Source organism: Candidatus Hydrogenedentota bacterium, from assembly GCA_012523015.1.
GTDB lineage: Bacteria > Hydrogenedentota > Hydrogenedentia > Hydrogenedentales > CAITNO01 > JAAYBJ01.
The window spans coordinates 15,934-39,853 of the sequence record JAAYJI010000106.1 but is presented as its reverse complement, the minus strand read 5'-3'; the positions used below and the strand labels follow the sequence as shown (position 1 = coordinate 39,853).

Here is a 23,920-nt window from a genome sequence, read left to right as displayed (position 1 = left end):
CTGAGGTAGTTACTCTCCCGCCCCCTGCACGATTACCAAATACTGTTAACACAGAATAAATCCTCCTATTTTGTGGTTGAGTATGCCTCCAAAGTATTATCAATCACGCATGGTAAGATTCATCTTTATAAAACTACAATAGACAATCTGGGGTCAAAAGTCAAGTCTTATTTTTGGGGATCGCAGGTTCAAACTCGAATTGGTCCTCTTTTTAAAAAGTTGATGCAAGAAAAGCCTTCACCGTATAGTATTACTGTAGATGCTGTGATTGTTCGGAAGTCAACGTTGTTCTTAAAAGGAGCCAAAGATGAAAGATCAATTCGTTCTCGGTGGATGTGCATGTTGCCCCCTTTCACGACGTCAATTTTTAGTATCAAGTTGCGCCGCTTGTGCGGGGACATTGGGCGTTATGACATCGTCGCGGCGCCTGTTTGCGGCGGACGGAACCGGAAAACCACGCATCAAAATTGTGTATTCACTGCACGCGGAAACACAACCGGGACCTGACTGGCCCAATGTGGGTTTCGCTTTCACGCCTGTCATGGACACGATTACGAATGCGCTGATACAGGGCTGCCCCGACTTTGAATTTTTACCGGTCATGGCACAAGGCCCTGAAGAAGCAGAAGCTATCCTCAAGGAAAGCGCGTCGGAAAATATCTTAGGCTACATCGTCTACCAGATGAACTGTTGGAATCGCGTTGTGCAGACCGTGGCGGATACAGGCAAAGCTATCCTATATGTAGATTTTCAGTTCGGCGGCAGCGGCGGTTTCCTTGTCTACACAGCTGACTTTATTCGCAGAAATGTTTCGAACCTAGGCTTTATCGCTTCCTCACGTATGGAAGATGTTTTTGCTGCGGTAAACTGTTTTAAAGGGATCGCAGACGGACAAGATGCCTCCACCTTTTCCGCTGCCGTCACCCAAACCCGAGTGAAGGCTACCCTGAAGCCGGGCAATCCGGATTGTATTGCTGATCCACTGAAGACCCTTACACCGGCTGAATGTATCGAACAAATGAAGGCTTCCAAAATTGTGGTGGTACGTGATGAGGAAGCCAAAGCCTTGGAAGCCTACGCGGGTGTGCCCATGGTACAAGCGGCTTTTTCAGAATTGAACGCTTTGTGGGAGGCTGCGGATAAAGACGAGGCGAAAGCTATAGCGGATCGTTGGGAAAAAGGCGCAGCATATATCACCGATGTTAGCCGTGAAACGCTGGAGGCTTCGGCCGCGATGTACCTTGCCAACAAAGCACTGCTCAACCAATATGATGCCAATGCAATCACCATTAACTGCCTGGGCGGATTCTATGGAAACCACATCCACGCCTATCCCTGCTTAGGATTCCATGAACTGAATAATGAGGGACTGATCGGCGCGTGTGAGGCGGATGTGCGTTCCACGGCAACCATGACGATTTTCACCGCCCTGACCCAAGGTCGGCCCGGTTATATTTCGGATCCGGTCATAGACACCGCACGTGGGCAGATTATTTATGCTCATTGTGTTGCCTCCAACCGTGTATTTGGCCCGAAGGGATCGGAGAATCCCTTTGCGATCATGACCCACTCTGAAGATCGGCAAGGCGCAGCAGTACGCTCTTTCTTGCCCGGCGGCTACATGACCACTTCGTTGGAGGTATGTCCGGAACGGAAAGAAATTTTATTCCATCAAGCGAAGGCGATTGCCAACGATCCCGATGACCGCGCTTGCCGCACCAAATTGTGCGCCGAGCCGGTCGGTGATATAGAGAAACTGTTTACCCAATGGGATCAGTGGAGTTGGCACCGCGTAACCTTTTATGGTGATTTAAAAGAAGACGTCTTTGCCCTTGCTGATGCGCTGGGATACACTGTGGTGGAGGAGGCGTGATCCATTCATTTTCGGCGGCGTTAGGCGCAGCCTTTTGAATCGTCACGAATCTCAAGTAGCGGATACTATCCGTCCGCGCCCTTGCTATAGATAGACTCTGATTTAAGGAAAAAAATATGAAGATTACCTCATTCGGCGCTGCCGGCGGTGTCACCGGCTCCAAACATCTCCTTGAAATTAATGGCTATCGTATTCTCCTTGATTGCGGCATGTTCCAAGGGCGTCGTGAAGAAGCGGCACGCAAAAATAGATCCTTCCCCTTTTCCGTCGACAAACTCCATGCCGTTGTATTGAGTCATGCCCATATTGATCATACGGGCACTGTCCCCATGTTGCATAAGCACGGGTACAACGGACGCATTTATACCACCCCTGCCACCCTTGATCTATGCGGTGTCATGTTGTTGGATAGTGCCAATATCCAGCGCCGTGACGCGGAATGGCTGCAAAAAAAGAATCGTGAATTTGTGGCTCCGCTCTATTCAGAAGAGCACGTTTATGAGACCATGCGTCATCTGGTCGGCTATCCCTATAACGACCGATTTGAAATTGTGCCCGATGTTTTTATCACCTTTCAAGATGCTGGACACGTGCTGGGCTCCGCTATGGTTGTTGTAGATTACAAAGAAAACGGAGTAGAACGACGCCTCCTTTTTAGCGGCGATTTGGGTCGAAAAAACATGCCCCTTTTACAAGATCCTTGGATACCCGAAGACGCGGACATCGTCATTATGGAGAGCACTTACGGCGACCGCGATCACGACCCTATTGAGGCGATGGAGGAGCAACTGGCGCATGTGGTATTACGTGCCATTGAGAAGGGCGGCAAGATTATTATTCCGAGCTTTGCCCTAGAACGAGCCCAAGAGATTGTCTTTGCCCTGAAACGGCTGGAAATGAAGAAAGCCATTCCCTCCCTTCCCGTTTATGTGGACAGTCCGTTGACCGTGAACATCACCGAAATATTCCGCTTTCATACGGACCTTTTCGATACGGAAACTAAAGAGGTGATGAAGAAGGCCGGCGATCCCTTCGAATTGAACCATATTGAGTATGTACGCAATATGGATGATTCCATGCGACTCAACAGCATTACAGAACCCTGTATCATTATTTCCGCGTCGGGCATGTGTGAGGTGGGCCGTATTCTCCACCATCTGCGCAACAATTGTGAAGACCCGAAAAACACCATTTTGATTGTCGGCTTTATGGCAGAAAATACCCTGGGACGCCGTATTGTAGAACGGCGGCCTGAAATAAAAATATTCGGTGTGAAACGAGCTTTGCGCGCAGAAGTGAAGACCATGAATGCGTTTAGCGCCCACGCAGGCCGTTCAGAATTGATTGATTTTGGGGCGCGGTTCCATGGGAAAAACAAAAAAGTTTTGTTGGTCCACGGTGAGCCCAAATCCCTTAATGCCTTGCAATCGGGACTCCAAGAAAAAGGCGTACAAAACACGGTCATCATGGAAGAACGAGTGCCGATTATTGTATAGTCAACGCCCATTTTGGGAAAGGAATATTCTTCATGCAAAAGTGGCTTCTTTTTGGAATCTTCGCCTGCCTTCTCCTCATGCACACAGCATCGGCAGAGCAGGAAAGCTATACGGAACTCGAAAGCGTTTTGCGAGGCGCAAAAATTGGGATGTCCTTTGATGACTTTGTCGATACCCACCCTGAAGCCGCCTATAGTGATGAGGCAATGCGTGATACGCCTGTCACCAAGGAACAGCCCGGATCCATGCTCATCGTTCATGATCAGGATCCTTTCCTCGGCCATTATCAATTTTCCAATTTCGGATTTAAAGATAAGCGCTTATATGAGCTGGTAGCGGTTTGGAAGGGAGAAGCGAGAGCCATGCGCGCCCGTGCCGCCCAATTTTTTGGCGCCATTATCCAACGTCATGGGAAAAAATACGAGCGTAAAAGTATGTTTGTTTTCCCCGACTCAACCGATGAACGGGTTGTTGCTGTTTTTTATTGGAAAAGCAAAGATCATGTTTCATTAGCCTTTTATACGCCGCCGAAAGCGGATGAGGAAGATCCCATCGGTATCCTCAGCTACGCACAATTTTCTCCGGACACGGCTTTTCTAAAAGATCTCTTTGAAGAAAAGGCTGTACCGGCTGATCGGAATGCTGAGGCTTGGGCGAGCATGGATGATATTGTGAAAGCCTTGCCCTTATGACGGGCGATTAAATCATCGCGCCGTCTAAACAGATTTTTTATCCTGCATCCTGTTCATTGAATGGGATTGGGAGCTTGGCGGCCGTTGAGTACAGCCACGATATTTTCAGCTGCCATACGCGCCATGGTTGCCCGTGTTTCTACGGTAGCACTGCCAAGATGAGGAAGCATGAGAACATTTTCTAATTCGAGGATCGGCTTATAAATGGTCGGCTCCAATTCATAAACATCCAGTCCTGCAGCAAAAATAAGCCCGTCGCGGAGCGCCTGATGCAAATCTTCTTCTTTAATGACCGGCCCCCGTGAGGTGTTGACAATAACCGCTTCCTTTTTCATCTTCTTGAATTCGGCTAAAGTAAAGGCATGACGTGTTTCATCAGTCAAGGGGCAATGGAGCGTCAGGATATCGGACTCGCGCACTAAAGTGTCTTTATCGACCCAACGGGCGTTCAAGGCTTTTTCTGTTTCTAAATCAGCATGTTGCGCATCGCAGTACAGCACAGGCATCTCAAAGCCGCAGGCACGCCGTGCCACGGCACATCCGATGCGGCCCATGCCATAAATGCCCAAGGTTTTACCATGGATAGAAGCGCCCAGATACTGAAGCGGCGCCCAGCCTTTCCAATTGCCTGCGCGCAGGAAACGTTCCGATTCCCCTGTCCGCCTCGCCGCGCCCAAGATCAATGCCCAAGCCAAGTCTGCCGTGGCTTCGGTCAGCACACCGGGCGTATTGGTGGCAACGATATTACGCGCCGCTGCCGCTTTGCAATCGATATTGTCGTAACCCACGGCCATGTTCGCGATCACTTGCAGACCGCCGCCCGCAGCATCCATCGCTTCACCATCCATTTTCTCTGATAAGGTGGACAATACCGCCTTTGCACCGGGCAGCATCGCCAACAGTGCTTCCCGAGTTAACGGCAGATCTGAATCATGGTGTACTAACGAATCTTTTCCCACTGCCTCAATAAGAATGTCCATCCCTGCTTGCGGGATCCGTCGTGTAATTACAATTTTCATATTTTCTATCCTATCGTCTAAAGACCATATCCATGTGCCAATAATCGGCGGCTTCAAGGTTGAAAAGCAACCGGTCTAAAAAAAGAGACATCATAGAAGTCTTCGGTAGAATCGTCCTGACAAAACACCCGAAGGAGTCCACAATGTCCCACCACCATTTTACACGAGACGCCCCTATAAAGCTAGAAACGTTTCCTTACAGAACTTCTGCCGAAGTCTTTTTTCAGAATAGCCTGCATTTCGAGCTTGGATCTACCTTCCATACGAAGCTCGGCAATGAACCCTGTGCGCTGTTAAGAATGTACTGCGGCGTGCTTTGTTTTTAAAGCCGGTTTAAGCTCATCCATTGCTTGAAATAATCCTATGGTTCTTTATTGCGCCCATAATAGCCCATTCGTTATACTAAACGGAGGCTGAATCAGCCGTTGTGTTTAGAAATGGGTAGCGTCAATGTTACAGTTTCAAGTATGGGAGGAGTTGTAATGATCTTTAAAAAATATGTTTATGCATGTAGCCTTTTGTCCATGATCCTACTGCTGTTTTTATTGGTTCCTGCTTGTAGCAAACCGGCAGATGATGCGGGAGGAGATGGATCGGCACGCCCGCAGAAAGCGATAGAATTAAAGTATAGTGTTTTCTTTCCTCCTTCCCACATTCAATGCAAAGAAGCGGAAGCATGGGCGAAAGAAATTGAAGCGCGCACCGATGGCCGCGTAAAAGTTACCATCTACGCAGGCGGCTCTTTGACACAGGCACCGCAGGTCTATGAGGGCGGCGTGTCGGGAATTTCCGATTTGGGCATGAGTTGCCTCGCCTACACACGCGGACGCTTCCCCTTATTGGAAGGATTGGATTTGCCCGTGGGCTACCCCAACGGTAAAATTGCGACACGACTCGCCACCGATCTGGCACGAAAATATGCGCCGGCTGAAATGAATGATACGCAACTCATGTACTTGCATGCCCACGGCCCGGGCATTCTCGCCAGCAAAAAACCGATCCACACACTTGACGAAATGGAAGGTCTTAAAGTGCGCGGTACAGGCTTGTCCGCAACCATTATTTCGCACTTAGGCGCGACACCTATAGGAATGAGTCAACCGGAAACCTATGAGGCGCTGCAAAAAGGGGTCGTAGAAGCTACCCTTTGCCCCATAGAAACGCTGAAAGGCTGGAAACAAGGTGAAGTCATTTCGTATGTGACCGACAGCTCGGCGATCGGTTATACAACGGCCATGTTTGTTAGCATGAATAAAGCGAAGTGGGAAGGATTGCCCGCTGATATTCAAGCCATTTTTGAAGAGGTCAATAATGAATGGGTAGATCGTCATGGCGCCGCATGGGATGTGGCGGATGATGAGGGCCGCGAATTCATTCAAAGCCTAAACCATGAAGAAATCACCCTCTCCGACGAAGAACAGGCGCGATGGGTTGATGCGGTCAAACCGATTCTAGATGAGTACGTGAAAACCTGTGCAGATAAACAACTTCCCGGTGATGCCTTCTTAGCCGATCTGCAAGCGGGTATTGAGGCGAATGCCTCTTGATGAACGCTGTTTTCGACATGCCCCTTGTTCGCGCATTTTTTAGGATACGGGATATCTTTTGGCTTGGTGTGCGCTATACCGTGATGGCTTTCGCAGCCATTGCGGGACTTGCCGCCCTCGCCATGGCGCTCGTCATTTGCATTGACATTGTCGCGCGATGGCTCCACCACCCCTTTCCCGGCGCATATGATATTGTCCGTTTCCTCGGGACCCTTGTCATTGCCGGAGCACTGCCTTACACAACGGCTGTGAAAGGACACGTAGCCGTGGAGTTTTTCTTCCAAAAAATGCACCGCTTGGGCAGGGTTGTCGTCGATAGTCTCAGCCGGCTTATTGTCATGATCTTGTTCAGTACCTTTTCATGGCAATGTGTCCGCCACGGTCTCTCATTGAAAGCAGCTCGGGAAATTTCACCTACACTGGGGCTTCCCATGTTTTGGTTATCCTTCATTATTGCTGCAGCCTGCGTGCTGACTACCTTAGTATTGCTCTATAAGATATTGCATCCGGGCCGGGAGATGATCAAACCATGACCCCTGTACAAGTCGGAATTCTCGGATGTATTGCTCTGGTCCTGTTGCTTGCTGCCAGCATGCCCGTTGCCTTTTCCATGGCGTTGGTAGGCGTGGCGGGTTTCGCCTATCTCGTGACGCCCACCGCAGCATTGAGCATGGTCACAGCGGATCTTTTCGAGACTTTTTCCTCCTATAGTCTGACCGTTATCCCTCTCTTTGTATTCATGGGCCAAATTTGTTTCCACGTCGGCATCAGCCGCCGCCTTTTCCATGCCGCCTACCAATGGCTGGGACAGTTACCCGGCGGCCTTGCCATGGCGACTGTTGGCGCCTGCACTGCCTTCGGCGCGATTTGCGGATCCGGTCCCGCCACGGCAGCTACCATGTCCGCTGTAGCACTGCCCGAGATGCGCCGTTATAAATACAGTATGGAATTAGGAGCGGGCACCGTTGCTGCCGGCGGCAGCTTGGGCATGATGATTCCGCCCAGTGTTGTTTTTATTGTTTACGCTATTATCACCGAAGGCTCCATTGGAAAATTGTTTATTGCCGGCGTCTTGCCGGGCATGCTCATTGCCTTGTTATTTTGTGCAACCATTTATATCCGCTGCACCCTGCGTCCTGAACTCGGGCCTACCGGACCCAAGACGACGCTCTACCAAAAAATTGCGTCTCTTGCCGGCGCCGGAGAAACCTTGATCCTTTTCATTGCAGTCATGGGCGGCATGTTCACCGGATTTTTTACCGCAACAGAAGCGGCGGCTGGCGGCGCTGCAGGCAGTGTAGCCATCGCTTTGGCCAAACGTCAGCTGACCTGGAAAATATTGCAGCGCGCCCTTCTCGAAACTTTACGCACATCTTGCATGGTCATTGTGATCGTGGCAGGTGCACTCATGTTTGGTCGATTCCTCGCCATTACGCGAATCCCCTATGAATTGGCATCTTGGTTGGGCGCTTTGCCGCTGCCTGCATGGATAATCATTTTATTCATCATTCTTTTCTATTTGATCGCCGGATGTTTCGTCGACGCGCTCGCCTTGGTATTGTTGACGGTTCCCATATTTCATCCCGTCATTCTTGATCTTGGTTTTGATCCCATCTGGTTTGGTGTTATCATTGTGGTAGTAACGCAGATGGGCGTGATCTCACCGCCCGTCGGTGTCAATGTGTATGTTGTTGCCGGTATGGAACGCGATATACCGCTGACGACGGTGTTCCGGGGCGCCATGCCCTTTTTATTCGCGTTGATTGTAGCAGCCATTCTCATTGTTATCTTTCCGCAAATAGCGTTGTTTTTGCCCAATCTCGTTTCGTAGCGTTGGGCCTGTTTAACCGCTCAATAGGAGATGAAAACCATGGACACTACTGCATTTCCAAAATCGATCAATGAACGCATCCTCTTTTGTACCGATTTCTCTGAAAACGCCGATACCGCTTTCACCTACGCCCTCGACGCTGCCATACGCAGACCCAAAGCAGTCCTGCACATTTTTCACGTCATACCGGAGCCTGACGCCCAATTTTGGAGAACCTATATTTACGAAGTGGACGGCGTCGATGAAAAAGCGAAACAGGATATTGACCAGCGCATAGAAAGCACTTACCTCGCGCAACTTCCCGAGTCACTGCAATATAAGGTTGCTGTACGTATTGGCCGCGATTACATAAAAATACTGGAGTACGCACAGCAAGAAAATATGGATCTCATTGTTAAGGGAAGGCATGGACACAGCGCCCTTGAAAGTGTGCTCTTTGGCAATGTCACGGAGAAGGTCGTTCGAAAAGCGCCCTGTGCCGTGCTTGTGGTACCTACGCCCGGAAAACGGCGTAGATAAGATGCTTTTATCTTCCCGAAGCACCTTCTCTTCCGCATCATTACCGAAACCATGGTTCCGTTTGTCTGCCCCTTAAGGCGTCACTAAAAAAAAAGAATGGACGTGTTGTTATGAAAATTCAAAAGATAAGCTGTCTCTTTGTCTTGGGTCTGCTGATAGCGGGCTTGAGCAGCCACGGATACACACAAGAAGCGAATCCGGATATTACAGAACATTTTAATCGTATGCTGGTTTATCATAAATACATGGATGGTAATGTGCCGGAAGGATCGGTGCTTTTTATCGGCGACAGCATCACCCAAGGATTATGCGTGGCTGCGGTTCACCCAAGCGCTATTAATTACGGCATCGGCAGCGATACGACCCTCGGCGTTCTTGAGCGGCTTCCCGTCTACAAATCCGCAGAACAAGCGGCGGCCATCGTCTTCGCCATCGGTGTCAATGATCTGAGCCGACGGGATAATGACGCGATTGTTGAGAATTATCAAAAGATTATACAGGCGGTTCCTGCCCATGTTCCCTTGCTATTCAGCGCCATTCTGCCCTTGGATGAACGTAACAAACCGGAAGAAAAACACTATAACCAACGGATTCTTGAACTCAATACATGTTTGAAAGATCTCTGCGAGAAAAAGGATTACGCCTTCCTTGATATGACGCCTATCTTGGCGGATGATACGGGCAATTTGAAGCCCTCATACCACACAGGGGACGGTGTACATTTGAATACAGAGGGATACGCGCTGTGGATACAAAAGCTTCGCGCGTCCTTGGAATTCATTGAGACTACCGCACAAGAGAAACCTTGAGCGCTCTTATCCAATCTGCTAAAAACACCGGCGATGATGATGGAATAGTGCATCTTTTTAAGGTGTTTTGAGGGTACAAGTAGTAAAGAAAACAAAGATGACGCCATGGTTCTAGCAGGAACAAAGATGACTGCGTGATATACTATGTATTGAGGTGATTGTGATGATGTGCAATTTCTGCAAGAAAAATCTTGCCTCCGTTAAATTTACAGAAGTGGTAGATGGCAAAGCGATACGGCACGCACTCTGTCCTGACTGTTACAAAGCATTCCAAGAAGGTACCGCGAGTTTCTCTTTTCCCATTCCGAAGCCCGAAAGCAGTGGCGGCGGCGGAAAAGCGGAGGTCAACATCGATCGAAGCGGGCAGACTAAATGCCCCGGATGTGGGCTTATGGCCGCCTTTCTGCTCGAACTCGGTCAAGCAGGGTGTCCAACCTGTTTCACCGCCTTCGAAAAAGAAATCGATGCCATGTTACAGGAAATCCAGCCGGAAACCAGCTACCGCGGCAAAGTATTTAAATGCGATGATGACCGGGTACGTCTTAGCAAAGATATTCGGGAGAAGCGCGTGCTGTTGCGGCAAATGGTCAAAGAAGAGAATTACGAAGAAGCAGCGCGATTACGCGATGAAATCGCACGGATGGAACGCAAAGCCCAGGAAACGACTGTATCAGGATAAAAAAAGTTATGGCTATTCATTCTTTGACCGAATCTTTTCCTCGCTGGATTACGACAACACAAAATGCGCCTGAGCCCGTCATTTTATATCAATGTTCCCTAGCACGCAATTCGGAAGGATTTAATTTTCCCGGACGCTCTTCCATTGAGGAAAGACGCAGTATAGAGGCACGCATATTAAATACGCTGGCAGTCGTTTTCCCCGATGTCGAACAGTCCTATTATTCGTCCGCCGATATGGACACGAACATGATCCGCTTCTTGTCGGAACGTCGCGTTGTTCCTTACGAGTTTCTCATAGAACCGGGTTTGCGCGGCGTTTTTGTCGATCAAAAACAGACGCTCTCCGTCGGTGTAAATGTTTTTGACCACCTCTTATTCCATGCTGTATCGGGAGACGACACGCTTCAACATCTTTGGGAAAGTATAGACCGCTTGGATTCGCAGCTTGGCAAGCATCTTGACTACGCTTATCATGAACGCTACGGATATCTGTGTTCTTCCTTGCGCTTGGTGGGCACAGGTCTGAATCTGTCCGCCTTGCTCCACTTGCCCGCCATTGTAATGACTCAAGAAATTCCGAGAATCATCGAACTTTGCCGTCCCCGTCGCCTTCTCTTTCGTGGTTTGAGCTTGGGCGAAACCAAAAGCGCCGCTCCTGCTTCCACAACAGCGGGAAAAATACCGAGAACTGATGTCGAACCCGTGCTGCAACAAAGCCTTTATCTCGACGCATTCAGCAGCTTTCATACGAACTTGGATGAAACGGTTGGAAATCTTTTTTTGCTCAACAGTCAAGATACGCTGGGAGTATCTGAAGGGGAAATGCTCTTTCAAATCGAGCAAGTCATTGCCGCCATTATTCGGGAGGAAGAAAAAGCACGGGAAAAACTCTTGAGCAATCAACGTGAACGCTTGCTTGACCACATCGGCCGTGCCTTAGGCATCGCACGAAGCGCCAGACTGCTGGGCATGGGTGAAGCACTGGCACTTGCGTCTATGATCCGATTAGGCACCGCCCTAGGCCTGGCATCAGGGTACAATCAAAACGCCCTTAATCGTGCCATTTTAGAATGTCAGCAAGCACATTTGCAGATTTTACACGAAATTCCAGCGAATCCCGTCGCTCTTGCTGCTGAGCGCGCACGTATGTTCCGCGCCCTCTTTTCCGGAACCGATCTTAATTGATCCCATACCCGCCTCTTTCAAAAACACAGCTTCACCTTTAAGATTGCAAGACTACGCCGAGTTGTTAACTGGAACGACGCATCAACGGCCGGCTTCATGTACAATGCCAAGTACAGACTATCGAAGATTCTCACGGACAAAATGAACCGCCTCTAAAACGCCGCCGCGCTTGTGCATCGTATGGTAATTGAAGCTATTGCTCGTGAATGGAATCTGGATTTTATTCCCCGCACTTATAGTAAGATGGTAGCTTCCTGCATAAACTCGGCTGCTACTTTCTGAGGAGAAAACAAGCCTGGTTTTAAAAACGATGTTTAAAAATATGGCACTTGTGCTGTGTTCTGTATTATTGGTAGTGGGCCTTAGCGTCGCCGCGGACCGTGTGTTTGGTAAGCTACGAAAAGTTCCCGGACTGCCGGAGACCATCGAATTAATTTTCCCGCCTTTTGCCGAGCAACACTATGAGTCCTTGGAATTCCGCTATTCCGTTTACATCAATTCAATTGGCATACGGGACAGAGAACTTCCCCGGGAACGGGGCGACAGCTATCGAATCCTTGCCATAGGCGATTCCTTTACCTATGGATGGGGCGTGGATATTGAAAACAGCTGGCCCAGAATCTTGCAGCAACTTGCCCATGAATCCGGCTACGAGGTGGAAATCCTCAATTTGGGGAAACCGGGATCGGGACCGCCGTTTTATTCTGAGATTGCGGAAAAAGCTATTCCTTTATTGCGCCCCGATTTAGTGCTTGTTTGCATGCTTCAGGGCGATGACATCCGCGCGGCAGGACCAGAAGAAGCGGCATTGCCCAGGCAAAAGGTCGGTGAAATCTTACGGAAAATATACCCGAATCTTAGCCTCTATCTGCGAGATCTCCGACGTGAAAAAGAATATGGCGGCCGCAGTCATACGGAAATGCCCAGGCAAATCAGCAGCGCCGAGGACAATCGAAAATGGACAGCGAACACTGCGGCAACTTTCTTAGAATCCATGACGACGGAGCAAAAAGAACGTTTCGATAGTTTCGATGATGAAGTGAAAGAAGCGTATCGGGAAGGAATGCTCAATCCTTATTTGGTCGATCTCGCGATGCAAAATCCGGACTTCTACATATTGACCATGGACATGGACGACGGGTGGACACACACCTGCATTGACCGTACAGCGATTCATTTCAAACGCATCAAAGGCGTGGCAGATCGCTACGGCGCTAAAACCGTTGTCGTCAATATACCGGAAGGTCCCTATGTTAACCGGGCATCCCTACTCAATATGAGGCGGGTCGGGTACAATCTTCCGGAGTGGCTGCTCCAAACGACCAGTCCTGATGAAAGCATTGAACAAGCCGCTGAAAAGACACAACTTCCCTATTACGGGGTTACCGATCAATTTAGAGCCCATCAGGAGGATCCTGATTTATACTTTGACCTCGATGGACACCCCACTCCCAAGGGTAATCATCTTTTTGCTGAAGCCTTTTTACCCGCTCTAAAGGGAATTATTTCGGATGACAAATAGCAGTAATAAAGGGGGACTGCGAAATTACGATAACGCGGCAACCATCATCATCATGAAGAAAAACATAAAGAAAAAGATAGCGATTACATCTTCCACGATACAACTCCTTGAAATCTCGGTGCACACGCGACATGAGGGCAAAGAAATCTTCTTTCACAACCCACAATCACTTAACTATAGTATACATGGATGAAGATGAAAAATTACAACTTTTAAATCATTCCGCAAACAAAAAGAGACCGGATGCAGTTCGTAATCCCAAAAAAGCGCCGAAAGAACAGATCGCAGAACCTTGAAATAAATTACCGGTCGTTTTGAGACCACTTTCTAACATAATTTATATTTATTCAAGAGGATGAAAGTCTAGCGGGCAATAAGTTAAACAACGCACAGGAATAGAGAGATAAACGTAATGGCAAAAATGGTTCCCCCAATTATATTACCCTCATGCGTATCCCCCGGTGAACGCATGCTCTTTGACCGTTTTCAGAAAACACAAGAATGTAAGGATTGGGTTGTTTTTCATTCTTTGGGCGTTGCCGACCACTCCCAAAGACAAATGGGTGAAATTGACTTCCTTGTCGTTGTCCCCGGAGAAGGTATTTTGTGTCTGGAAGTTAAATCAGGCGCTGTAGAACGCAAGGATGGATTATGGGTTTATGGCAGAGGGTTACACGCGACGAAGTCATCTGTAGGGCCTTTTCGTCAAGCGTCAGATGCTATGCATTCCGTCATGAAGACGGCAATAGATCAAGAACCCTCTTTAGCCGGACTGCTTTTCTGGTTCGGCGTTATTTTTACGGGAATAGACTTTGAAGAAGAATCACCTGAATGGCATCGGTGGCAGTATGTTAATCGAAGTCAACTGCTTAGAAAGGGTATTGCAGCATGTTGTTTGCGTATTCTAGCTGGCGCCCATAATCACATTCAGGGCACACCTTCCTGCAAATGGTATAGCCCCGGTAAAAGCCGGCCCAAAACGGAACATGTCAAAAAATTAATGAATGTGTTCCGCTCAAATTTTGAATATCCTGTTTTATTCAAATCTACACTTGCTGATACCGAAAATAGAATACGCCGCTTTACGGAAGAACAATTTTCAGCCTTGGACATTATGCTGGAAAATCCACGGATCCTGTTTAAAGGACCTGCCGGTACAGGGAAAACATTTCTCGCCATTGAAATGGCGCGGCGCAGCATAAGTCAGAAAAAAAATACCCTCTTTCTCTGTTATAACCGACACCTTGGCAACTGGATTTCTGATGAAATGGGAGAGCTCTTTTTTAATGATCCATCCTTGGTCTTTTGTGGAACATTCCATCACTATCTATTAACCCTATCAGAAAGCACGGTTCCCGAGAATGCCGGGCCTGACTTCTGGACTGAAACGCTTCCACTGCGGGTAATTGAAAATATTTTTAATGGCACCATTCAAATCCCGGCTTTTCAGACACTGGTAATAGATGAGGCACAAGATCTGCTCTTTGAGAATTATCTTGACATACTGGACCTATTGCTGGAAGGTGGGCTGACAGGCGGACAATGGGCCATGTTTGGAGATTTTGAGCGTCAAGCAATATATACAGCTCAAGAAAATACCTCCCAACAAGACGCTTTGGCAATGCTTAACAAGCGAAACCTATCGTATGTGCCCTACCCGCTTCGCGTAAACTGCAGAAATACCGCGCAGATCGCGGCAGCAGTGGAGTTCTGCTGTAATTTGAAGCCCGGTTATTCGCGTGTTTTGAATGAGGCACCGGATTTGGATGTTCAAGTGTCATTTTATAAAAACTCAAATAACCAGCGGAATCTTTTAGACAAATATACGTCCAAACTGTGCGAACGGTATAGTGTCGAAGATATTGTTGTACTGTCCACAAAAAGAGACTCGGAGTCCTGCGCATACAGTTTGTCACAAGAAAATCCAAGCGTCCCCTTCCTTCCTTATCGAGAATCATCCCAAACACCTGCTGTACGTTTTTCAAGTATTCATGCCTTTAAAGGGCTTGAGGCAGCCGCCATAATTCTCACGGATATTGAAAACATTAATCAAGACATTTCCAAAGCTTTACTGTATATTGGCATGACGCGGGCGCGGCTTGAACTAGTATTAAATTTACACGAAAGATGCAAACAGGACTGGCAAAATACGTTACTACATAATATTAAATAGGGGATTTAAAAATGTTACCGCTGAAAAATATTCTGCAGACATCCTGAAATATCGTTCTGAATCTTTTGTTCTCAGCAAAGGAAGTAAAAATATAAGCCGCGTGTATCCAAGTGCGCCGCAGATTAACATGAATACAGGATTTTTATGGGTGCACTTCTAGCCACGGAAACGATAGTGATGACTGTCACGATTTGTTATAGAAGATAGTTCTAGGTCGGGTACGCCGGAAGCTCTCAGGTGTGCATGGATGCGGTCAAATCGATGAGGGACCCGCGTCTTATCGGAAGAATCTCCTCTTGGCACCCAAATTATCATACCTAATCGAGCCCGAGTAAGGAGTACGCGATAACGGTAGCGAATATAGTTTTGATCAATCGCGGATCGACAGTTTTGCCATTTCGTTCCTCTGAATTTTTGATACTCCCACTCTTTATCATTCATGCTAGGAACGAGATCACCACCCCAACAAACACCAACCCAGTCTAATTCGAGTCCTTGACATTGAAATTCAGTCGCTGCTACCTCAAGCCGAAAACTCGATCGTATATCTTCACTTCCGAAAAGGAACCACTTTTCGAAAGGATATCCACCTAAAAAATCCGTTGAAAGCTCTAGACCGTAGGCACGCATGCGCGTATCTCCGGAAGTCGCGACAAAGCCGCAACGCGCATTAAGATCAAATTGACTATGTGCCCAAAGCCACTGTCGGGCGGCATCTAAATCACGGGTCACGACGATGGGGAATTCATCTAGATCAGGTAGTTTCGCTTTGGCCTCCTCATCATCCAATAACAAAAGAGCATTTACCCATTCCGCAATCAATTGGGCACGGTGACTTCTGACACTCACTTTCAAGTGAGCGAGGGGCTCTTCTATGATTTCTAAATCTTCGGGTTTGCCTTCTTCATACAAAGAATGGCCGGCAACACTTGCGCCGCCATGCAATACTTCCGGCGAAACAACGATGGACCACCGCTTCTCAGAAGACAAAAGAGCTCTCCCCCACTCACCAAGCCCTGCTTCTCCTTTGAAAATTTCTTGACCGCCGCCCACCAAGGCGATAACAACCGACCATCCTGGCAAACGTTCCATTACCTCAAGAAGCTGGGCAGGTTCTGAAGTTTCAACGCCCCATTTGCGCTTCATCTGACCAAGATCCCAAGCACGTTGTGCCTCGTCGAAGACGACCACATGTTCATGAGGAACAGCATCAAGATTCTCTCGATGATGACGGAGAAAATTATGCACATTTTGAATAAAGGTCGATACTTCATGTTCACAATCTTGACGCTTGCGCCCCTGGCGTTGCTGGTTTCGCACAAGGGCCTCACGGATAATTTTTATGAGCGGACCATTTCCGGAAAGAAAGATCCCTGATGGTCCTTGTTTTGAGCGAATGGTCGCATCATGCACCACATTCAGCCCCGTGAGCGTTTTCCCCGCGCCCGGAACGCCTGTGATGAAAACAATCGTATACTTCTGCATCGTCTTCGCTTCGAGAATGACTTCCGCAATTCTATCGGTTGTTTTGTCGAGATTTTCCGCGTAACTGTGGGTAATCTCACGGACATCATGGTTTTCATATAGTCTTTCGGCCGCTTCAATAATTGTCGGCGTGGGACGATACGCGGAGCGCGTCCAGGCTTCTGGATTGATGGCTTCTCGGTCATAGCGCCGCGCGGCTAGGAAGACACGCAATAAACAGTCTCCAAGATTGTGGGCATTTGTTTCTTGAATAGTGGCAATGTCTTTGGAAAAAGAAATGGATTCTCTCAAATCCGAATCTTGGGCTTCTGTTGCGCATAAGACGGGGACGATGAGACGATTAGCACTTTCCGCGTGAAAATCTCTTAGGTTCATGGCATAATCCATCACTTGCCAACGGGCAGCAGCGTCAAAAGATGAAGTACCAACTTTAAACTCCAAGACAAGGATGACGTCGTGGGCAAGGATCACAACATCCGGTCGTTTCTGTCTTCGCGGCAAGTCATATTCAAGTAGAATATGCCAATTCGCCACTTCAGAATTCTTTAAGGTCAACGCTTCAAAGTGCTCTTTCAATAGATCAATCTCGCTTCCCCACACTTTAATCTGGCGGCTGTGCTGGCTTTCAATACCTATGTCAGCAACAGCGTGTGCAAGTTGTCCTACGATTTGGTCCCGATGAGTCTTTAGAAACTCGGTGATTGTTGATTCAAAAGCAGTTGACATTTCAATTCCTTATTCCGCTGCAACAGTGTGCTTAAATTTCGCATTGAAGCATGCATTCGCCCCGCGATTACCCTATGTTATTCGTGTTTCGTCTTGTATTACTCCCCAAGATTCGCACTCATCCATCGCAAGGCATTGGGAAACGAGCAACTCAAGTTTAGCACAGATTGTTCTGTAGAAAGTATGTGCGGAGCGGTCCTTTTTCCGATAAAGGCGGTTTGAACATATCCCTGTTAATATGCTATTGTTTTGCGACTGGGGGGCGATTAGCTCAGCTGGTTAGAGCGCTGTCTTCACACGGCAGAGGTCACTGGTTCGAGTCCAGTATCGCCCACCATCTTTCTTTTTCACTTCCATTCGGAAAGAACGGCCGAGAGGATTCCGCATCCGCTATAACGGCGTTCCAAGTCAAAAACTTCTCCGGCCCGTTCTGTGCCGGCCTGCATGGCAAGAAATGACGGGACATCACACGGGTGGTGGGGGTGGTGATCTCCGTCGCAAACAACCCGTCCCGCGCTGCCTTGCTTCCCAACTCTTACCGTATGCGGGACGTCGGCCAGTCATCCCCGCATGCGGATATTGCCGCCGTGAACAACTATTGTTCCGCTCGCCCTTAGGACAGGGATTGTCGAATTTGCAGATACGCGCATGCCCGCGACCACTACATTCCGTAATCTAAAATACGCGTTCCGAAATCGGGCATTGAATTATTGGCCGGGCTTGACTATATTTAGTCTCGGTTGGTAGAAAGTGGAAGGTACAAGGGTCAAAATGATAGACTGCCTTACACTCAAAGAAGTGGCGGAATATTTGAAGATAAGCCGTTCGACACACTATAAAAGAGCCTGTACCTAACGTGTACCCGCTCACAAAGTGGGCCTTACATTGCGTTACGATACCGCTGATTAGGATAAGTATCTCAAGGAGAGCAAACAAGCCTCCAAACCGCCGAAGCAGACAAAGAAAATTAAGAAACCGACTTGAGGAAGATCGGACGACGTTTGCGATGCGACTGACTAGGCTTGCCATGAGTCCGAATCGGGCTTCAGTCACCGCAACTCAAACGTGAGATGTCACGGATGAAGCTGATTATGAAGCAAATAAGGCACATTCGTCACCATTGAAGTTAATTTCGGGACGCGTCGAGCGCCCCAAATGGCGGATAAACCCCGCAAAATAAGGAGGCTACGAGTAATGACTCACTCCCCCATGAAGGAGCCCGGGATTTTCCTCCTGACACAGGACATCGGCGCCGGTCTGACGACAAAACTGGCCGTCTATCCATCACGCCGTTCGTTCCCGCCGGACTGTGCTACGCAGAAAACAGCTTCATTGCTGTCCTGGAGTGTTGCCCTGTAATGACCGCTACACAACAACGCAACGAGCATGAAAAGGCTATTCGGCTTGTTAACTATCTACTGAAGCTCGCAACTCTGCGCACGAAGCTGATCCGTAATATTACTGACTATCAGAAGGTGCTTTGGATTTCGAAAGTTCCCCGTGAGCGGGGGTGTTTCACGCAAGCATGGGGAAGTGACGAAGAACACGAAGCGGATGAATGGCTAGAAGTACAAAACCGGCGCGAGCCGGAACCTCCCCCCATTCCCGCTCAGTGCAAGGACTGGGCGAACAATCCATCGCTTAGAAATAAGAATGACCGGCCCCAACTCAACTCGGAAATCACCCGGCAAATCCCAAATCCCAATTGGTACGAAGGTTCGGACCAGCCGGAGACCGTCCCGCGCACTGAACGTCTTGAGAACCAACCTGAGATTCAACAGGCATGGGATCGGTATGTCAGAGACAAGTGGTTGCCTTGGACGGAAGAGCATAATGCGTGGGAGAAAGTAAACAATGTCTATTCCACGCTCTTCGCCATCCATCAGGAACAACTTCGGCTTGGCGAAGAATATGAACTCGTGATTGGTCTGGGTTTGCTGTCCTGGCAAACACCCACCGGGCATCACGTCCGGCGTCATCTGATTGTCGCCGACGCCGTTCTTGAATTTGAAGCACGCTTAGGGAAGTTCACAGTTCGCCCCCACACCGATGGGGCCAGGTTGCGGCCTGAACTTGACATGCTGGACATCGAAGAGCAACCGGCGCGCGCAGAGGAAACCGCAAAGGACTCACTAACCCAAGCCGAAGATAATCCGTGGGAAAAAGACTGTATCGAAGGTGTCCTTCAGGCCTTGGTTCATTCGATCAACTCGCAAGGCGATTATGATGACTCGCTGGAAGCGAAAGGGATCCGCGCCACGAAGAAGCCTATCGTGGAATATGCTCCAGCCTTGATCTTACGCAAGCGTTCCTCCAAAGGCCTTACCGAAACCTTGAAACGGATCAAGGAACAGATCGAAGACGGCGAACCCATCCCCAGCGAATTTGCGGACCTCGCGGGAATCGGTCCGAAGAATGATCGCGAACCAAGGGTTGATCCGAAAGAGAGAAACGCTGCATTCGATGGTGAGATTTTCTTTCCCAAACCATCGAATGAGGAACAACGCCGTATTGTGGACAAGATTCGAGCAACAAATGGCCTGCTTGTGCAAGGCCCGCCTGGGACTGGGAAATCCCATACCATCGCCAATCTGATTTGCCATCTGCATGCCACGGGACAGCGAACGCTCATCACGGCTAAGACTCCGCGCGCACTTCAAGTACTTCAAGGTCTTTTACCTGTTGAATTGCGGCCCCTCTGCATCAATCTGCTTGGCAGCGGACTTGAGGAACGTAGCTCACTCGAATCGAGTGTGGGTGGCATTCTTCGCGAGAATCAAGATTGGAACGAAAACAACGCCAAGCAAAAGCGCGAGGAACTTGAAGATCACTTACAGAAACTCCGCAGTGAGAAAGAGAAGGTCAACCGGCGGCTTCGTGCTATTCGGGAGTCTGAAATACTTTCTCATTCCATTGCGGAAGGAACCTATCGGGGGACGGCGGCCAGAATCGCCGAAGCTGTGAATCGAGATCAAGCCGACTACGAATGGTTCACGGATTCCGTTCCTTTGAACAAGACTTGCCAGATTGATGCAAGCAATTTACGAAATGTCATTGAGGCCCTGCGCCACTTCACACCGGACAAGCGCCGGGAACTTAAACTCTCATTGCCCGAAGGGTTGCCGCCTTCTGACCACTTCGCCAATCTCGTGAAGAATGAGGCAAAGGCGATTGAAGAAGAACAAAGCGCGGCGCGTGAGGCTGACGAACGCCTTGCCGATCTGTTGGCAAAAGCCAATTCTCGGTTCATTGAGGCAAGTCTTAACGCGTTCTCTTCTTTCCGGGACATGCGCAGAAGACTTCTCGCAGCACCGCATTCATGGATGAATGATGCTTTGCGCGATGTTCTGGGCGGCGACTCGTCTCTTTGGCATGAACTCCTGCGATTCACGCGCGATGTTATTGCATCCATTGAAGAACTCGTTGCGACCGCTGACGAGTCCCGAGTCGAATTCCCCGATACCACTGATATCATATCGTTGCATGACGACGCCCGTAAATTGAAAGAGCACATGGAGAATGGCGGGAAACTGGGCCGGGGGTGGTTTCGGCCTAAACTCGTGAAAGAGCGGCTGTATGTTATCAAGACTGTGAAGATTGACGGTCGTCAGTGCTCCTCTGTCGAGCATTTCACAAATCTTGCCGATGCGATGCACGTTCGTATTGAATGCGAAAAAGCATGGAGTTTTTGGAAAGGGCGGAGTGAAAAGGTTGAAGGGCCATATGCTCTCCAATTAACCGCCCTGAAGTCGTTGCGCGATGGGCTCGAAAACACCGTGGCATTAGAAAAGCTTATTGCCAAGTGCCGGGAAGCGATAAGCCAATGTCCGGGTATGGGCGAGCCTATATGGGCCGACGAATCCAAAATTGAGAGCATCGTTTCCTCGTGCCGCCTTGCATTGGCCCGTATCGGCAAGCGGCTTGCCAGCGAGAAAATCCAAGGCGTTGAAGCTCCCATTTCTCGTATAGCCGACAAGGACGGTGCGCATCCGTTGACAAATGAATTGCTGCACGCTATTCAGAATCGCAACATGGATGGGTTCGCTCAGTGCGCGAATAAGATTCGGGTTCTGGAGAAGGAACGCAAGCACCTTCAGCAGGTACACAAATATCTCTCAAGACTACGACGCTTGCTTCCGCAGTTCACGAAATCCATAGAGCAAACCTACAATGAGCTAAATTGGGAGGAGCGAATTCAACACATTAACGACGCTTGGCATTGGGGGCAGGCGCGCTACTGGATCGAGGAATACATTCGAAAGGAAGATGTTCAGGCGCTCACCAAGTGCGCCAAACAAATCGAGGATGAGATACACGGCATCATTGCGAAGTTGGCTTCTCTTCACGCTTGGTCGTTCTGCTTCTCACGGCTAAAAGAAGACCATCGCCGCCACATGGAAGCCTGGCGGCAGTCCATGCGCCGGCTTGGCAAGGGGACAGGGAAGTATGCGCCGCGCCATCGTCGTGAAGCACAAGGGCACCTCGACGAATGTCGCGAGGCGGTTCCCGCATGGGTGATGCCCCTGCATCGCGTTTGGGACACTGTGTCTCCCGCCCCAGGCATGTTCGATGTAATTATCGTTGATGAGGCTTCGCAATGCGGCGTCGAGGCGCTTCCCTTGCTCTATCTCGGGAAGAAGATATTGATTGTTGGCGATGACAAGCAGATAAGCCCGGATGCCGTGGGTTTGTCCCGTGACTCGGTGCATCGCTTAATGGAAGAGTTCCTTCATGATTTCCAATACAAGTCATCGTTCGATGTTGAGAGCAGCCTGTTCGACCACGGGAAACTCCTCTACGGAACTCAGCGGATCACGCTACGCGAGCACTTTCGTTGCATGCCGGAAATCATCCGTTTCAGCAACGATCTTTGCTATTCGGATACGCCGCTCATTCCTTTGAGACAGTATGGCCCGGACCGCTTGCCGCCGCTAGAGCACGTCTTTATAAGCGGCGGATATCGCGAAGGCTCAAACAACCTGACAATTAACCGGCCGGAAGCCGAAGCCATCCTCGATAGGATCATGGCGATCTGCCATGACAGCCGGTACAATGACAAAACGATGGGTGTGGTGATACTTCAAGGTAATGCGCAAGCAGGCTTAATTGAGAAACTATTGCTTGAACGCCTGGGGGCTGAGGAAATTGAACGGCGACGCCTGATCTGTGGCAATCCCTACAGTTTTCAGGGTGACGAGCGCGACATCATGTTCTTGTCGCTTGTCGCGGCAAGCAACAAAAGAATCGGCCCTCTCACAAAGCCGGCGGACGAGAGGCGCTTCAATGTCGCTGCTAGCCGCGCCCGCGATATGATGATTCTTTTCCATTCCGTCACTTGCGACGATCTTAGCGCAACTTGTCTTCGGCGACAGTTGCTCGAATTTTTCGAGAACACAAAGCCGCAACAGATTGCCGGCATCGAACGGGATGAACTGGAACGGCGGGCAGTCCAAGACAATCGGAGTGTTGTTAAACCTCCCGCGCCATTTGAAAGCTGGTTCGAGGTAGATGTTGCCTTGGAACTGCTTCGCAAGAATTTTAATGTGCTTTCCCAGCATGAAGTCGCGGGCAAACGAATTGACCTCGTGGTTGAAGGCGGACAGGCGCGGCTGGCAGTTGAATGCGACGGTGACAATTGGCACGGCGCAGACCGTTACGAAGCGGACATGCAACGCCAACGCCAACTGGAGCGATGCGGTTGGGAATTCTTTCGAGTCAGAGAGTCGGCCTTTTACTCTAACAAGAAGAACGCGCTCGTCGGACTCTGGCAAACACTGCGGGACCGGCGCATCTTTCCACGATCACTAAGTAGGAATTCGTCTCCCGATGACGATTGGCAGGAAGAGGATTCCGATGAGCTTTGCGATGATATTGTCGAAGAAGATGATGACGTTTGTGACGAAGAAGATGATGACGTTTGTGACGATGAAGGTGATGACGTTTGTGACGATGAAGACTGCTCATCCGGCGATTCAGATAATGGCTGCAGTCCACCAGGCCGACGCGCTGAGGAAATAGCCCCGGCGGAAATTCAGGAGGCTATCCTTTCTGCTTTATCGAAGTGTCCGAATCAATCATGTACATTGCATTCCTTAACCTCTCGCGTGCTCAAGGAAGTGCGCGTATTGACGCGCGGGAATCCTCGGATCGAGTTCGAAAAACGCGTAATGCGCAGCTTGACTGGTCTCGAAAAACGCGGGATTGTTGAACGATATCGTGCGAAAAACAAACGAGTGCGGCTTGTCTGAACGGATCATCTCTTCTGATTGCTCATTGGGCGTCTGGAATTGGCGAAGCCCGGAGTACCCATCCCCGAACACATCCGAAAGGTCACGGGATTCTTAGTCTGCTTTACCGGTGTG

15 protein-coding genes and 1 tRNA gene are annotated in these 23,920 nt (G+C 49.3%); 14 read left to right on the top strand and 2 right to left on the bottom strand.

The features are described 5' to 3' along the window. The first annotated feature begins 307 nt into the window (after positions 1-307). The 3 genes from GX117_04625 to GX117_04615 all read left to right on the top strand — a co-directional run bounded on the left by GX117_04625 (position 308) and on the right by GX117_04615 (position 4,061). On the top strand, positions 308-1,873 hold the full coding sequence (locus tag GX117_04625; protein NLO32627.1) for a hypothetical protein: 1,566 nt from the start codon (positions 308-310) through the stop codon (positions 1,871-1,873). Positions 1,874-1,989: 116 nt separating this feature from the next. Continuing rightward, positions 1,990-3,369: an MBL fold metallo-hydrolase gene (locus GX117_04620; GenBank protein ID NLO32626.1), complete on the top strand. Its 1,380-nt coding sequence runs from the start codon at positions 1,990-1,992 to the stop codon at positions 3,367-3,369. A gap of 32 nt (positions 3,370-3,401) precedes the next feature. Next, complete coding sequence (locus tag GX117_04615; GenBank protein ID NLO32625.1) at positions 3,402-4,061, top strand: hypothetical protein; 660 nt, start codon at positions 3,402-3,404, stop codon at positions 4,059-4,061. 53 nt (positions 4,062-4,114) lie between these two features. On the opposite strand, the gene GX117_04610 is transcribed toward GX117_04615, so the two are convergent. Then, positions 4,115-5,080, bottom strand: coding sequence for a D-glycerate dehydrogenase (locus GX117_04610; GenBank protein ID NLO32624.1), 966 nt, complete (start codon positions 5,078-5,080; stop codon positions 4,115-4,117). 482 nt (positions 5,081-5,562) lie between these two features. On the opposite strand from GX117_04610, the gene GX117_04605 reads away from it, so the two are divergent. The 9 genes from GX117_04605 (at position 5,563) to GX117_04565 (ending at position 15,347) form a co-directional block, all read left to right on the top strand. Continuing rightward, positions 5,563-6,627 carry a TRAP transporter substrate-binding protein gene (locus GX117_04605; GenBank protein NLO32623.1) on the top strand — a complete coding sequence of 355 codons (1,065 nt, stop codon included), beginning with the start codon at positions 5,563-5,565 and terminating at the stop codon, positions 6,625-6,627. Further along, complete coding sequence (locus tag GX117_04600) at positions 6,624-7,160, top strand: TRAP transporter small permease (GenBank protein NLO32622.1); 537 nt, start codon at positions 6,624-6,626, stop codon at positions 7,158-7,160. The genes GX117_04605 and GX117_04600 overlap by 4 nt, the downstream gene beginning before the upstream one ends. Continuing rightward, positions 7,157-8,458: a TRAP transporter large permease gene (locus GX117_04595; GenBank protein ID NLO32621.1), complete on the top strand. Its 1,302-nt coding sequence runs from the start codon at positions 7,157-7,159 to the stop codon at positions 8,456-8,458. The genes GX117_04600 and GX117_04595 overlap by 4 nt, the downstream gene beginning before the upstream one ends. A 39-nt stretch (positions 8,459-8,497) precedes the next feature. Then, positions 8,498-8,977 (top strand): universal stress protein, encoded by a 480-nt coding sequence (locus GX117_04590; GenBank protein NLO32620.1) that lies wholly within the window; start codon positions 8,498-8,500, stop codon positions 8,975-8,977. Positions 8,978-9,087: 110 nt separating this feature from the next. Next, the gene (locus tag GX117_04585; protein ID NLO32619.1) at positions 9,088-9,786 is read left to right on the top strand and encodes a GDSL family lipase; all 699 of its coding nucleotides are present in this window, start codon (positions 9,088-9,090) and stop codon (positions 9,784-9,786) included. Between the two features lie 163 nt (positions 9,787-9,949). Then, a complete protein-coding gene (locus GX117_04580; protein NLO32618.1) occupies positions 9,950-10,465 on the top strand; it encodes a hypothetical protein in 516 nt (171 codons plus the stop codon). A gap of 8 nt (positions 10,466-10,473) precedes the next feature. Beyond that, positions 10,474-11,652, top strand: coding sequence for a hypothetical protein (locus GX117_04575; protein NLO32617.1), 1,179 nt, complete (start codon positions 10,474-10,476; stop codon positions 11,650-11,652). A 322-nt stretch (positions 11,653-11,974) separates the two neighbouring features. Beyond that, positions 11,975-13,174 (top strand): hypothetical protein, encoded by a 1,200-nt coding sequence (locus tag GX117_04570; protein NLO32616.1) that lies wholly within the window; start codon positions 11,975-11,977, stop codon positions 13,172-13,174. A 412-nt stretch (positions 13,175-13,586) separates the two neighbouring features. Next, positions 13,587-15,347, top strand: a complete 1,761-nt coding sequence (locus GX117_04565; protein NLO32615.1) for an ATP-binding domain-containing protein — start codon at positions 13,587-13,589, stop codon at positions 15,345-15,347. Positions 15,348-15,503: 156 nt separating this feature from the next. Here GX117_04565 and GX117_04560 read toward each other — a convergent pair whose 3' ends face one another. Continuing rightward, complete coding sequence (locus GX117_04560) at positions 15,504-17,558, bottom strand: DUF2075 domain-containing protein (protein NLO32614.1); 2,055 nt, start codon at positions 17,556-17,558, stop codon at positions 15,504-15,506. 260 nt (positions 17,559-17,818) lie between these two features. Here GX117_04560 and GX117_04555 point away from each other — a divergent pair. Together GX117_04555 and GX117_04550 are read left to right on the top strand one after the other, a co-directional pair. Next, positions 17,819-17,895: transfer RNA gene (locus GX117_04555), tRNA-Val, on the top strand. A gap of 1,021 nt (positions 17,896-18,916) precedes the next feature. Then, complete coding sequence (locus GX117_04550; GenBank protein NLO32613.1) at positions 18,917-23,806, top strand: AAA family ATPase; 4,890 nt, start codon at positions 18,917-18,919, stop codon at positions 23,804-23,806. The last annotated feature ends 114 nt before the right edge of the window (positions 23,807-23,920 follow it).